The sequence below is a fragment of the Parafrankia discariae genome (assembly GCF_000373365.1).
Classification (GTDB): domain Bacteria; phylum Actinomycetota; class Actinomycetes; order Frankiales; family Frankiaceae; genus Parafrankia; species Parafrankia discariae.
Map to the genome: position 1 here is coordinate 1 of NZ_KB891277.1, position 13504 is coordinate 13504.

Genomic DNA, 13504 nt, shown 5'->3' on the forward strand with positions numbered 1-13504 from the left:
CATCACCGTGCACCACGTCCGGCGGCTGTCAGAACTCGCATATCCGGGACAACCACAGCCGGCATGGGCGGCCGACATGGCACGACGGCGACGCAAGACCCTCGTGGTCTGCCGTTCCTGCCACGACACCATCCACACCGGAAAGCCGATCCCGCAGCTCACGTCATAGTCACCGGAGAGCGACGTGCGGTGAAAGTCGCATGCGTCGTTCGGGCTGGGGGCCGTCGGAAAAGGACCCGCACCCGCGGGTACCTCGCCGGCGGCCCACCAGTGCCCTGTGGCATGGCCTCGCCGAGGCCGTCCGCCGGGAGGTCGCCGCGCACAGCGCCTGCTGGGCGAAGGCCGGTCCGCCGCCCACCGACGGACCCCGCGGCCCAGACCACCCGACAACGCTGGCAGCAGGTCCATGAGCTGCTCGACTCCGGCGTCGGCCTGCTCGACTGCGCACGAAGGCTCAACCTCTCCCTGAACACGGTCAAGCGCTACGCCCGCGTCGGCGAGCCCGACCGGCTGATCCGCGCGCCGGCGTTCCGCCCGACGCTGGTCGACCCCTACCGTGATTACCTCAAGCGCCGCCGGGCCGAGGACCCCGCGGTCCCGGTCCTGCGCCTGTTCCACGAGATCCGAGAGCAGGGCTACACGGGCAGCCACAACCTGCTCGTCCGCTACATCAACCAAGGCCGGCTCGACGGCGACCAGCCCGCGATCTCCCCACGCGCCCTGACCCGGCTCCTGCTCACCAGGCCCGACGCTCTCACCGACACCCAACGTGACCGGCTCGGCGAGCTCACCGCCGCCTCCCCCGAGATGACCACCATCGCGAACCTGGTCCGCGGCTTCGCCGCGCTGCTCGCCCCAGCCGACGGCAACGACGATCTCCTTACCGCATGGATCACCACAGCGCGGGCAGCCGAGCTGCCCCACCTGCACGCCTACACCCGTGGCCTCGACCTCGACCGGCACGCCGTGAATAACGCACTCACCCTGCCGTACAGCAACGGCGGCACCGAAGGCGTCAACACCAAGACCAAGAAGATCATGCGCCAGATGCACGGCCGCGCCGGCTTCCAGCTCCTCCGCCACCGAATCCTGCTCGGCTAACACACAGTCACCACCGGATGCGCGGCAGAGCCGCTAACTTTACAGACCCCGCCACCGTCGCCGCGACGACCAGGGCACACCACGGCACCGCCACGGTTGCCAACCACCCCGAGGGCGGCGCCGTCGTCACCCTCGTCCTCCCTGCCAGTCAGCCGCCGCCCGGCCCCGGAAACTGTGAGTAACGTGCGGATCCTGGCGCAGACGGGTGCACGCGACCCGCAACGGTCCCGCGCCAAGCTCCCGCGCCGCCTGGTCGTCGGCATCGCGGGTCCTGCGCTGACGGCGCTGTTGTTCGCGGTCGCCGTCAGAAACGGAACACCGTTCCCGCCTGACGTCCGGCTGCACCGCTGGGTGTTGGATCATCGCAGCCTCGGGCTGTCCGACGTCGCCGTCGCGGTCACGGATACCGGGGCCGGTGTCTGTGCGTACTGTCTCGCCGCATTCGCCGGCGCGGTTGCGGTCGTAGGACGCAGACGGTGGTGGCTCGGCGCCATCGTCGGGTTCGCCGCGTTGCTGCTGGGACAGCTGTTCCGGACCTCCCTGGCGACCATTGTCGGCAGAGCGCGCCCACCGGCTGCGGACTGGATCACCCACCCGTCGGGTTTCGCCCTCCCGTCCGGGCACACCACCACCTCGGCCCTGGTCGCCGCGGGTCTTGCCGCGGCGCTTCACCGCCGGGCGCGACGGCCCGCCACCCGGGCGGCGGCTGTCATCGTCCCCGGTCTGTGGGCGTTCGCCGTGGGAATCAGCCGGATCTACCTCGGGGTGCACTGGCCCACGGCCGTTGTGGCCGGATGGCTGCTGGCCGCCGTCCTGGCCTGCGTCTGCCTGCCGCCGCTGGCCCTCCTGCTTGACTGGATCGGGCGGGACCGGCCAGGGCCGGTCGCGAACGCGCGCGGGGTATGTCGGAGTGCCCGGCCGGGGACGGTGTGGTGTGGGGCCCGAACCGGCGATGAAGAGGTCAAGAAAAGCCGCCGGACGGCCACCCCCGAAAGATAGCGCGCGGATCACCCGAAGATGGTTACGTCGCCAGAAAAGGCGTACCTAGACATGCTTTGCTCACACCGTTTACACATGCGGGCGTGATTATTTTTTTAGCCACGCTGGCGCCGGTCGACGGTGGCGGGGCGTGCGATTTACCGCTCGATTCTGGGCGTATGAACTCCGGATGGACAAAATCTTAACCAAAAGCATCTCCGGGAGAAAAATGATAAAAGACGGCGTAGTTGACGAATTTCCTCCGATTGACGGCGGCAGATATGCCCTGAAGAAGCTGCCGGAGATCACGCTGGCATTCTGGATCATGAAGATCGCGGCGACGACGCTCGGTGAGACAGCCGGCGACCTGCTCGCCCAGACCCTCCGGCTCGGCTACTTTCTGACGACAGTAATCCTCGTTCTGGTCTTCGTGGCGACTCTTGCCGTTCAGCTGCGGTCAAAAGCGTACAACCCGTTCTTCTACTGGACGGTCATCCTGTCCACCAGCACGGCTGGTACCACCATCTCGGACTTCATGAACCGCGACGCGAGCGAGAAGTACCTGGCAAAGGGAACCGGCTCGCTGGGCTGGGGGCCGCAGGGGCTCGGCCTGGGCTATCCGGTCGGCGCCGCGATCCTGATCTCCCTGCTGATCGCCATCTTCGGGGTGTGGAAGAAAACAGGGCTGACGTTCGCAATCTGCGACATCGACTCGCTCCGCGGTGAAAGCTTCTTCTGGTCGGCGATCCTCGTGTCGAACACCCTCGGAACCTCCATGGGCGATTTCCTGGCGGACAGCTCGGGCCTCGGCTACGCCGGCAGCGCGCTGCTCATCCTCGGGCTCCTCGCTCTGCTGCTCGCCCTCAGACACGTCCCCGCGGTGTCGAACGTGCTGTTGTTCTGGCTCGCCTTCGTGCTCACCCGCCCGCTCGGCGCCACGGTCGGCGACTTTCTCACGAAGCCGGTAGCCAAAGGCGGGCTCGCTCTCGGCACCGTCGGGTCATCGGCCTTCCTGCTCCTGCTCCTCTTCGGCCTGGTGTGTTTCGCCCACACCCGCGAGAAACGGCGGGTCGCGACGCCCAGTGTCAGTGCCGCGCCGGTCAGCGCGTCCTGACCCGGCGCCGGGAGATCACGCTGAAAGCTCGGCGGATCGGAATCGCGGAATCGGCCGACGGCGGCGCCCGGGCGATCATCACCCCGCTGCCTTCGGTCGATGTCCGTCGATGCGGTACCGGTGGAGATCCGGCGTGAGGACACGCCGCCCTACGGGGCCTCGAGCCGGTAGCCGTGGCCGCGCAGGGTGGTGATCTCCGGAAGGATGACGCGGCCTGGCGCGCTGACGGCCGCGGCGCGCAGGCGGCGGCGCAGCGAGGCCACCGTGACGTCCAGCGTCTTCGTGGAGCCGAACCAGTTCTCGTCCCACACCGTCGCCATCAGCGTCTCCCGGGGGACCGCGTCACCGGCGTGCCGGGCGAGGACCGCGAGCAGCTCGAACTCCTTGGGGCGCAGGGAGATCTCGGTGCCGCCCACGACGCAGCGGCGGGCGGCGACATCGAGGATCACATCGCCGAGTCGGTACGCGTCGGCCGCCGGGGGCCGGACGGCCGGCCGGCGGCGCAGGTGGGCCCGCAGGCGGGCCAGCAGCACGGTCAGGCCGAACGGTTTGACGAGATAGTCGTCGGCTCCGGCGTCCAGGCCGGCGATGACGTCCATCTCGTCACTGCGCGCGGTGAGGATGACGATGAGCAGATCGGGCAGCTCCGAGCGCAGCTGCCGGGCGAGGTCGACGCCGTCGAGGTCGGGTAGCCCGAGGTCGAGGAGCACCACGTCGACGGGCGCCTGGCGGGCCGCGAGCAGCCCGGCTATTCCGGTGCGGCACCAGGTGGTCCGGTAGCCGCCGCTGCGCAGCCCGGTGTCGAGATGGCGGCCGATCACGGCGTCGTCCTCGATGACCAGGACGCTCGTACGGTCGCGGGGTGCCTGCACTGCCACTCTCCTGAGAGTATGTGCCCCCCGCCGGCCCCACCCGACTCGGGCGGGGCCGGCGGGCGGGGCGAGATCTGAGCGGGTGCGGCGGTCAGCCGTCGCGGAGCTCCTCCACGGCCGGCCTGCTGGTCCGGCGGGCACCGTTGACCGCTGCGGTGGCGACCGCGACGCCGGCGGCCAGCGCGGTCACCCCCAGGTAGGACCAGGGGACGGCGAGGGCATCCGGCGGCGGGTCGAAGACCCCGGTCAGGACCTTGACGAGTATCCGCGACACCCCCCATCCGATCAGCGCCCCGCCGGCGAGCCCGCCGATGGTGACGACGGCGGCTTCGCTCAGCACCAGACCACGCAGTTGGCGGCGGCTCGCGCCGAGAACGGTGGCGACGGCGAAGGTGCGCCGCCGTTCGGCGAGGTCCAGGGCCAAGACGACGCCGCCGGCTCCCGCGGCCAGCACGACCGCGAAGGACAGCTCGATGCGGGTCAGACCGCTCAGGTCCACGGAGGTCAGGCTGGAGCCGACCGCGGTTCGGGCCTGCGTGATGTCGGTGACGGTTGCTGTGGCGCCCAGCTGGGCCCGCAGGCGCGCGGCGACGGCCGGCTGACTCCGTCCTCCGGTGTCGAGGAGGAAGGCCCCGACCGCGTCGCTGCCGGTGGCCCGCGCGAGGTAGTCGGCGTTGGCGACGAGGAAGCTGTCGCTCGGCGCGGTGGGAAACTCGCGGACGACACCCGCGTACCGGAACGGGATGGTGCGCGGCGTGCCGTCCTGGCCGTCCTGGACCCTCAGGTTCAGGGTGTCCCCGGGGGTGAGCTGGAAGTCGGTGACGGTCTCCGCACTGACCAGCACCGAATCCGGCCGGGCCGCGAGGGTGGCCAGCAGGCTGTCGGCCGAGCCGCCGGAGAAGTAGGCGTCGCGCAGGGCGGTGACGGAGGCGATCGTCGACGGCCGGACGCCGTACAGGTCCTGAAGGTCGGAGCCGACGTAGGCGAAGCGGTGCTGCAACGGCTCGACGTGGCGTACCCCGGCCACGGCCAGCCGCCGCCCGGCCTCGGGGCCGGCGCCGGCGCCGGGCGGTTCGGTGACGGTGACGTCCGCGCCGTTGGTGAGCTGGGCGTCCACCTCGGCCTGCTGACGGTAGGTGGCGTTGAACGTGGCCACGGAGGCGGCGAAGGACACCGCGAGCGCGAGCACCACCACGGCCCTCGCCAGTGGGCGGCGGCCGCGGGACATGCCCGCCGCCGTCGTGCTGGCGAGGGTTCCGGTCAGCGGTCTGACCAGCCGGGCCAGCGGCCGGCGGCCGTGGGTCAGCGCGAGGGTCACCAGCCGCCACAGCAGCAGCGCCGAGCCGAGCCAGAGCAGCGCCGGGCCGAGGAACGCCCAGTAGGAGACCGAGATGCGCGGCATGCCCTCCGGGGCCAGCACCAGGGAGTAGTGGTTGCTGCTCGACGCGCGGAACACCAGCAGAGATCCGGTGAGCAGAACGGCGTCCAGGCCGAGCCGTGCCCACAGCGGCCCGCCGGTCCGCGGGGCCGCCAGCCCTGCCCGCCGACCGGAGCGGAGGCCGCCGCCCCCGGCGGGCCGGCCGATCGTCCGGCGAGCGTCGAGCACCGTGCCGGTCCGCAGGTCCCGCAGCGCGGGGACCAGCACCGCCGCGGCGGCCGAGGCCAGGCCCAGCAGTGTCGCCGCGGCCGACCAGGCGAACGCGGCGCCCGCGCCGGCGCCGAACGCCGCGGCGCCGAACGAGACCCGGCCCACCACCGCGGCGACCGCGAGGCCGATCCCACTGCCGGTCAGCCCCACGGCGGCGGCTTCGAGCACGGCCAGCCCGGCGACCTGCCGGGGCCGCAGGCCGCGGACGCGCAGCAGCGCCTGCTCGCGTCGCCGCCGCGGCGCTCCGGCCGCCGCGACCGACGCCGCGAGCACCACCGCGAGGATCGCTCCGGGTGCCCCGAGGAACAGGAACAGGACCTGGGCGTAGAGGGCGTCCTGCCGCGCCGCGTCGAGGGCGGCGCCGAGGTTGTCGCCGACCAGCGCGCCACCCGCGGTACGTGCCTCCAGGTTGCGGGCCGCCCCGGCGTCCGCGTTGAAGGCGGCCGCCGGGTCGGCGGGCAGCCGGCCGTTCCGGGCGACGTGGAACTGGGTCGTCACGGTGGCCGGGTCCGCCGCCCGCAGCGCCGCAGTCGACGCGTCGAACAGCGCACGGGGCAGGAGGATCACGTTGTCCGGCGGTGCGGCGGGCTGGGCCTGGGGCGGCGCCCCGACGTCCTGGAACAGCGAGTCCGCCTGCGGGAGGTCGACCACCCCGGCGATCCGGACGACGACCGCGGCCACGCCCGGCAGCGCGACGGTCACCGAGCCACCAGGAGAGATATGGAGGTTGGCCGCCGTCTGCTGCGCGATCAGGACACCTGCGGCGCTCCCGGCCAGGAGCCGGATCTGCCGCGGGAAGGTCTCCTGATACGAAGGGGGCAACCCGAGGACCCGGCCCGGTCCGGTGCGCTGCGTCGAGCCCGCGACGGTGGCCTCGAACCCGGTGCCGCGGGCGAATGTGACGGGCAGCGCGGCGTGGACCCCGCCGGTGGACCTGACCTCCGTCAGCACGGCGGCCGGATCCGCCCCGGGCTGGACCTCCACCTGCCAGTCGACGGCTCCCGGGCGCGCCGCCCGGGCGGTCATCGTGGCCTTAGACGCGGTCAGGAAGGATCCCAGGGCGGCGACCAGCCCCACCGCGAGAGCTATCCCGCACGCGGTGGCCAGCAGCCGGCCGGACCGATGCCGGACGAGCCCGCCGGCCCAGACGGCGATCACGGTGCTTCCCCGGACGAGCCCGACAGATCGCGGCCGGACGGCGCTGCGGCCACCAGCCGGCCGTCCGTCATCGTCCACCGGTTCCCCAGCCGGGCGGCGACGGCTGGATCATGGGTGGCCACCACGAGACCGGCGCCGGTCTCGCTCGCCGCCGCGAGCAGGCCGTCGAGAACCTGCCTGCCGGTGACCTCGTCGAGCTGGCCGGTGGGCTCGTCGGCGAGAACGAGCAGCGGACGCAGCGCGAGGACCCGGGCGACGGCGACCCGCTGGGCCTGGCCGCCGGACAGCTCCTCGGGCAGCCGGCCCGCCAGCTCGGCGGCGTCGACCCGGGCCAGCGCGGTCAGCGCGCGGCCCCGGGCCTCCTGCTCCGACAGACCGGCCAGGACCAGCGGAAGCCCGGTGTTCTCAGCCACGTCCAGCGCCGGGACCAGGCTGGCTCCCTGGAAGACGACGCCGACGCGGTGCGGGGGGACCCGGACCCGTAGCGGGCTCACGGGGCTCGCCGCCTGCCCGACGAGTCCGGGCCAGCTCACCTGACCGCTGGTCGGCTCTTCGAGCCCCGCCATCAGGTGCAGCAGCGTGGACTTGCCCGAGCCCGACGGTCCCGTTATCGCGATCCGGTCATCCGGGCGCACCACGCAGCTGGTGCCATGCACGGCGACCACGGCCGCCGCGCCCCGCCCGAAGGTCCGCGACACCTCCTCGCAGCGCACCAGCACCTCGTCGGTCGTCATTCCCCGACCCTCCCGTCCCGCATCGGCAGCACCCGGTCGGCGAAGCGCAGCGCCTGCTGGCTGTGCGTGACGAGGACGACCCCGCGGCCGGCGTTCGCACGGGCCCTGAGCAGGGCGAGGATCCGGCTCGCGGTCGAGCTGTCCAGCTCACCGGTCGGCTCGTCCGCCAACAGCAGATCGGGATCGTTGGCCAGCGCGACCGCCAGCCCGGCCCGGGCCAGCTCCCCGCCGGACAGCTCCCGGGGCAGCGCGCCGGCCCGGTCGAGCAGCTCGACCTGGTCGAGCAGCTCCGCGATGTCCGGACAGCGCCGGGAGCGGTCGCGGCGCGGCGCGGCGCGGCGGGCCAGCCGCACGTTGTCACGCACGCTCAGGTGCGCAAGGAGGTTCCCCGACTGCAGGAGGACGCCGACGCGGCGGGCCCTGATCCGAGCCCGTTCGGCCTCGGGCCGATGGCTGATCCGCTCGCCGCCCACCCAAACGGATCCCCCGTCGGGCTCGTCGAGGCCCGCGAGGCAGGCGAGCAGGGTGGACTTCCCCGAACCGGACGGCCCGACCACCGCGATCGTCTCGCCGGGCTCGACGCGCAGGCTCACCCCCCGCAGCGCCAGCGTCTCCTCGTCGCCGCTGCGGTAGAACCGGTACAGCTCCCGTGCCTCGACGGCCGCGCCCGTCACGGTGACCACGCGAACGAGTCGCTGACGATGCGCCACGGGTCCACGTTGTCGGCGCCGACCGGCCCGGACAGGGTGAGGTCCACCTCCACGCCGCCCCGGTAGAAGGCGTAGCGCTCGAACGCGTCGTGCACGATCTTGCCCGTCACCGGGTCGGGAGCCGCGTCCCCCTGGTAGGTGAACAGGACCGCCTGCCCGCCCCGCCGCGACACCGTCGAGGCCTTCCCTGGCTCGAAGTGGGCCACCTGGGCGCGAAGCCCCGGCTCGACCCGCGCCACGACGGACTGCGTCGTGGGCGCCGCGGCCGCCGTCACCCGCCTGATCTCGACCCGGTTCAACTTGTCGGTGAAGGTCGTGGACTCGCCCGCCGCTGTCTGTGCCCAGCCTTCGGGCACGCTGACGGTGAAGCTGCCGCCGGCCGATCGATACGGGACGAACGCCTGGTCGTCGGGAATGTCGCCCGCGGGGTTGGCCTCGCCCGCGTCAGGCGCCTCGGAGCCCGCGGCGGGCTCGCCGGAGCCGCCGCCGCAGCCGCCGAGCAGGACCGAGGCCACGGCCAGGGCGGACAACAGCAGTGAAAAGAACCGCCGCAGCCGGCCCGGTTCTGTCTGGGGGTCACGGGTATCCATGGCCCCTGACGCTAGGAAGCCGGTGGTAACACCCCGGCCAGCCGAAGGTGCGACGACGGCAAAACCGGTCGGATGGGGCGGGACACACCGATCGGGGCGGGGCCGGCGGGCGGCTTCGGGCGCGACGATGGCGCAATGAGACGTCAGGTGGTCCGCGTCGCCGTCGTGGCGGTCACAGTGGCGCTCGCCCTGCTCGCGGTACCCCTCGCGATCGCCACCCGGGTGGCCTTCTTCGCCGACGAGCTCGGTGAGCTGGAGCGGGACGCGCTCGCCGCCGCGGTGCGGGTGAGCCCCGAGTTCGCCGCCGGGGATCCGGTGGAGCTCCCCGTCCCGAGCAGTGACGCCCGCATCGGGCTGTACGACCTGTCCATGCGGCTGCGTGCCGGCGCGGGGCCGGACCCGGCGGACGGTCCCACCCGGCGTGCCGCCGCCGGCGCTGTCGTCCAGGAGCAGGCCAGTGGGGACCTCGTCGTCGCGGTCCCCGCCTACAGCACCGAAAGTGTGGTGGGGGTGGTACGGGCGGCCAGCAGTGGCCGCGAGGTGTGGAACCGGGTATTCCTGGCCTGGCTCGCCCTGCTCGGCGCGGCGCTCGTGGCCTTCGGGTCCGCCGTGTTCGTCGCGCGCCGGCAGGCGCGTGCCCTGGCCGCGCCGCTGGAGTCGCTGTCCCGTACGGCGCGTGCGGTCGCCGCCGGCGACCTGGCGGTCAGGGCCGCTCCGTCCGGCATCGACGAGATCGATCAGGCAGCCGCCACGCAGAACGCGATGGTCGACCGGCTCGTCCAGCTGCTGCAGCGCGAGCGTGACTTCACCGCCAACGCCTCGCACCAGCTGCGCACCCCGCTGACCGGCCTGCAGCTCGGCCTCGAGGCGGCCGCGACCCTCCCCGAGGCCGACCTGCGTGCCGCCGTCGAGGAGGCACTCGAACAGTCCCGCCACCTCGACCGGACGATCGAGGACGTCCTGCGGCTCGCCCGGCCCGGCCCGGGAGTTCCCTACCGGGGGCAGACCTGCCCGGCCGCCGAGCTCCTCGCCCGCGTCGCGCGCCGCTGGCACTGGGCGTTCGCGCGGGACGGGCGTCGGCTCACCGTCACGAACGAGCCCGGGACGCAGTCGCTGCTGCTGCCGGCCACCGCGATCGACCAGATCCTCGACGTGCTGCTGGGCAACGCGCGGGAGCACGGCCGTGGCACCGTCGAGATCAGACTGCGCGAGACGGGGCCGGCCACCGCCATCGACATCATCGATGAGGGGACGGTCACGGCGGGTCCGGACGTCCTGTTCCACCGGGGAGCGACGACAGGCACGGGTGCCGGGATCGGGCTCTCCCTCGCGCGCGACGCAGCCGAGATCCTCGGCGGCAGACTCACCCTCACCAGCTCAGCACCCGCGACCTTCACCCTGCTGCTCCCCCCGTCCTGACTTCGCCGACACCGTCGGCGCGGCCGACTCCGCCGCCATACTCGACGCGGCCACCTGCACCGGTGCGATGCGTGCGGCGGTGTGCCGGGTCGGCCGCCGGACCGCCCATCCGATGATCGGCGGGGTGAGGAGCACGATGAGGAACAGCCGCAGGCTCTGCACGACAGCGACGACGGGGACATCGGTGTGGGTGGCGGCCGCGGTCGCGAGGACGGCGTTGATACCGCCGGGGGTGGTGGCGAGGTAGGCCTCCAGGAAGGGCACACCGGCCACGGCCGCCAGGATCCAGGCGAAGCCCGCACAGGCCAGGCAGACCAGCACGATGCCACCGAGCAGGTGCGGCATGAGGCGCCCGATGTGCCGAACGGCCGGGCGGGTGAAGCGCAGGCCGACCTCCAGGCCCACGAGGACCCAGACGACATCCTGGAGCGGGCCCGCCGGGGCGAACCCGGGGGCAATGCCGGTGGCGAGCACGACCGCGGCCACCAGCATCGGCCCGAGCAGCGACGGCGCCGGCAGCCGGGCACCGCGCCCGACCCGGCTACCGGCCGCACAGATGACCAGGAGGGTGGCCAGTCCCGCGAGCTGGTGCGAGGAGTCGACAGGATGAGCCAGATCCGGAAATGACCCGGGGCCGCCACCTCCGGTGGCCGGCCCGTTCAGAGCCAGTACGACCATCGGGGCGGAGAGGGCCACCAGCCCGACCCTCAGATACTGGGCGAAGGCCACCACACGGCTGTCCGCGCCGAGGTCCTCCGAATAGGCGACGATCGCGGCCGACCCGCCCGGGATCAGGCCCAGCACCGCGTCGACCGGACGGGTCCGGGTTCTCCGCGCGATCAGCACCGCGGCCCCGACGCAGACGGCCACCGTGGCGACGGTGACCACAGCCAGTGGCAGGGCCCGCCCTGCCGCCGACGCCAGCTGTGAGGGTACGAGGTAGGAACCCATGAGCGCGCCGAGCACCGCCTGCGACGAGCGGCCCGCCGCCGTCGGTAGCTGGCGGCGTACCAGCCCGGTGAGGGCCAGTGCGGCTCCGACGGCCAGCGACACCACCAGCTGGGGCGCGGGTATCGAGATCATCTCGCCGATCTCGCTGAGCAGGTAGCAGGCGATCGCGAGCACCGCCCAGCCCGCTGCCGCGCCTGTGGAGAACATCATCGTTACCGCCGGAAGTGGGTTTGTCCGCCTCTGGCCGGACGCCGTCTCGAGCGAGGAACAAAAACAACGATGGCCGCCGGAGATGTGTTTTCCATGAGAGCCGGGTACTTTTCGGTCAATGCGCACGAGTGGTCCACGCCTCTCCGCTCGTGAAGTGACCCGATCCACTCTAGAGTTCAGGCCGACGGGTGTTGACCGGGCACCGTCCTGGCCTTCCTGCGCCGGGCACGGAAAAGCTCAAACATGATCGGAACTACCGAGATCAGAACGATGAGGATCAGTATCGCCTCGACGTTCTGCCGGATGAAATCGATCCGCCCGAGGAAGTACCCCAGGATCGTGACGCCGCAGCCCCACAGGACACCGCCGATGATGTTGTAGGCGGCGAAGACCCGGTAGCTCATGGCGCTGACGCCGGCGATGACCGGGGTGAAGGTGCGCACGACCGGGACGAAGCGAGCCAGCAGGATCGAGCGGGGGCCGTGTTTTTCGAAGAAGTCGTGCGCCTGGTCGACGTACTCCTGCCTGAACAGACGGGAGTCCTGGCGGCGGAAGAGCGCCGGGCCTGCCTTCCGTCCGAACAGGTAGCCGACCTGGTCACCCGCACTGGCCGCTGTTCCGATGAGGGCACAGGCGAGCCACAGGGGCGTGGACACCTCGTCCCGGGAGATCAGCAGGCCGAGGGTGAACAACAGCGAGTCGCCCGGCAGGAAGAAGCCGACCAGCAGCCCGGACTCGGCAAAGACGATGAGAAGGACCACGATCAGGCCCGCCTTGGCCAGACTGTCCGCACTGATGAAGCCCGGCCCCAGGGCCAGGGTGTCCGACGCGAATCTGGTCACTGTCGAGGGCCTCCAGGGAGTCGAGCGACAGGGCCGGCCATGCGAACCGGGACGACCTGTCGCCTCCGCCATCCGGCACCCGCATGGCCGCACGTTAGGACGGCCGCGATGTGAGTTCGATGTAAGCCCGCGTCGGCGACCCCGCGGCACCGGACGCACGGCCAGCGGGAGCGCGGGTCAGCTGCCGGTGGAGACGACAACGTGGCGGTTGCGGGCGTGCGCGGCGGTGTCGTCGACGATCGCTAGCTCGCCGACGGCCGGCAACGCCCCGGCCGCGGCCTTGGTACGGCGCGCGCTCACCGCCAGCCGGACCAGACGAACGCCGGCCCGGCTTCCGGCGAGGCAGGCGACCACCTCGTTCGGACTTGTTGCCGGTCGATCTTGTGGGCTCGCATCCTCCGTCGAGGTGTGTCGTAACCGGCCGGTCTCCCCCGATGACCATCCCCGTAGGGTGCCACACCCCTCGTAGAGCGCGAACCGTCGCTGGTCACGTCAGCTGCGGCGACGTCAGTCTCGGCCATCGGCGGTCCATGCCCGATCACCGTCCAGACCGTCGTGCGACTCGGCGCGAGCACGGCGCCGGCATCAGCGATGATGCACGGACATCTCCCGCAGCGGGCTCTCCGTGGCGATCTTCTCGCACACCGCCAATAGCCTCGGATGCCGCCTCAGCCGGACATAACCCTGCAGCAGGTAGAACTCCGCCAGCTCCGCCCGCAGTTCCTCCACCGTGGCTTTTGCGCGGAACTAGCGCGATGATGCCCATCCGGGCACCGAGCCCGATCTCGGCGTGTGTACGCCACGCCCCATTCCGGCAGGATGACCGTGCGGGCGATCAGCAACAGATCGAAGATCTCCACACCCGGCATCGCCTCCCTGCCGCTGTCAGCGTTCGCCGTGACAGTGTTCGGTGAGGTGCCCCATTTTTCCGGACAGGGCCCCTACTAAAGGCTGTTTCGTAACCCGGATGCCGGGCCTCGGGGCTGCCTGGTAGATCATGTTGGGGTGCAGGTCATCTCCGCCGCCGACCCTCAGTGGATCTTCCCGTTCACCGGGTTGAAGCCGACCCAGTTCCGCCGACTGGTCCGTCTCGTCGCCCAGCGCGGCGGGGACCGGATCGCCGACGGGCGGCCGGGACGGCCGTGGGCGTTGCCTCTGCCGGACCGGGTGCTGCTGG

13 protein-coding genes and 2 pseudogenes are annotated in these 13504 nt (G+C 72.0%); 6 read left to right on the plus strand and 9 right to left on the minus strand.

Annotated elements, in window-relative coordinates; translation table 11 throughout:
- Positions 1 to 7 precede the first annotated feature (7 nt).
- The 4 genes and pseudogenes from B056_RS45870 (at position 8) to B056_RS0132705 (ending at position 3193) form a co-directional block, all read left to right on the plus strand.
- Complete coding sequence (locus tag B056_RS45870) at positions 8 to 169, plus strand: HNH endonuclease (RefSeq protein WP_326828238.1); 162 nt, start codon at positions 8 to 10, stop codon at positions 167 to 169.
- 106 nt (positions 170 to 275) lie between these two features.
- Positions 276 to 1101: pseudogene (locus tag B056_RS38890) on the plus strand (transposase); the annotation flags it as partial.
- Positions 1102 to 1275: 174 nt separating this feature from the next.
- Positions 1276 to 2100 (plus strand): phosphatase PAP2 family protein, encoded by an 825-nt coding sequence (locus B056_RS38895; protein WP_230203304.1) that lies wholly within the window; start codon positions 1276 to 1278, stop codon positions 2098 to 2100.
- Between the two features lie 208 nt (positions 2101 to 2308).
- Entirely contained in the window at positions 2309 to 3193 is an 885-nt protein-coding gene (locus B056_RS0132705; RefSeq protein ID WP_026240419.1) for a COG4705 family protein, read from the plus strand.
- A gap of 149 nt (positions 3194 to 3342) precedes the next feature.
- Here the strand turns inward: B056_RS0132705 and B056_RS0132710 are convergent, their stop codons facing one another.
- The 5 genes from B056_RS0132710 to B056_RS0132730 all read right to left on the minus strand — a co-directional run bounded on the left by B056_RS0132710 (position 3343) and on the right by B056_RS0132730 (position 8905).
- Entirely contained in the window at positions 3343 to 4065 is a 723-nt protein-coding gene (locus tag B056_RS0132710; protein WP_018506060.1) for a response regulator transcription factor, read from the minus strand.
- A gap of 91 nt (positions 4066 to 4156) precedes the next feature.
- Positions 4157 to 6871 (minus strand): ABC transporter permease, encoded by a 2715-nt coding sequence (locus B056_RS0132715; RefSeq protein ID WP_018506061.1) that lies wholly within the window; start codon positions 6869 to 6871, stop codon positions 4157 to 4159.
- Positions 6868 to 7605 (minus strand): ABC transporter ATP-binding protein, encoded by a 738-nt coding sequence (locus B056_RS0132720; protein WP_018506062.1) that lies wholly within the window; start codon positions 7603 to 7605, stop codon positions 6868 to 6870. The genes B056_RS0132715 and B056_RS0132720 overlap by 4 nt, the downstream gene beginning before the upstream one ends.
- Positions 7602 to 8288, minus strand: coding sequence for an ABC transporter ATP-binding protein (locus B056_RS0132725; RefSeq protein WP_018506063.1), 687 nt, complete (start codon positions 8286 to 8288; stop codon positions 7602 to 7604). Before B056_RS0132725 ends, B056_RS0132720 begins: the two co-directional genes overlap by 4 nt.
- Positions 8276 to 8905, minus strand: a complete 630-nt coding sequence (locus B056_RS0132730) for a hypothetical protein (protein ID WP_018506064.1) — start codon at positions 8903 to 8905, stop codon at positions 8276 to 8278. Before B056_RS0132730 ends, B056_RS0132725 begins: the two co-directional genes overlap by 13 nt.
- 135 nt (positions 8906 to 9040) lie before the next feature.
- Here B056_RS0132730 and B056_RS0132735 point away from each other — a divergent pair, with 135 nt between their 5' ends.
- Positions 9041 to 10324: a HAMP domain-containing sensor histidine kinase gene (locus B056_RS0132735; protein WP_026240421.1), complete on the plus strand. Its 1284-nt coding sequence runs from the start codon at positions 9041 to 9043 to the stop codon at positions 10322 to 10324.
- Here the strand turns inward: B056_RS0132735 and B056_RS0132740 are convergent.
- The 4 genes from B056_RS0132740 to B056_RS43305 form a co-directional block, all read right to left on the minus strand.
- Entirely contained in the window at positions 10283 to 11485 is a 1203-nt protein-coding gene (locus B056_RS0132740) for an AbrB family transcriptional regulator (protein WP_154677359.1), read from the minus strand. The two genes, B056_RS0132735 and B056_RS0132740, sit on opposite strands and share 42 nt — an antisense overlap.
- 176 nt (positions 11486 to 11661) lie before the next feature.
- Positions 11662 to 12327: a VTT domain-containing protein gene (locus B056_RS0132745; protein ID WP_018506067.1), complete on the minus strand. Its 666-nt coding sequence runs from the start codon at positions 12325 to 12327 to the stop codon at positions 11662 to 11664.
- Positions 12328 to 12504: 177 nt separating this feature from the next.
- Complete coding sequence (locus B056_RS45610) at positions 12505 to 12627, minus strand: hypothetical protein (RefSeq protein WP_268258407.1); 123 nt, start codon at positions 12625 to 12627, stop codon at positions 12505 to 12507.
- Positions 12628 to 12912: 285 nt separating this feature from the next.
- Positions 12913 to 13056, minus strand: coding sequence for a hypothetical protein (locus B056_RS43305; RefSeq protein ID WP_018506069.1), 144 nt, complete (start codon positions 13054 to 13056; stop codon positions 12913 to 12915).
- 276 nt (positions 13057 to 13332) lie between these two features.
- Here B056_RS43305 and B056_RS38900 point away from each other — a divergent pair.
- Positions 13333 to 13504, plus strand: a pseudogene (locus B056_RS38900) (IS5/IS1182 family transposase); the annotation flags it as partial.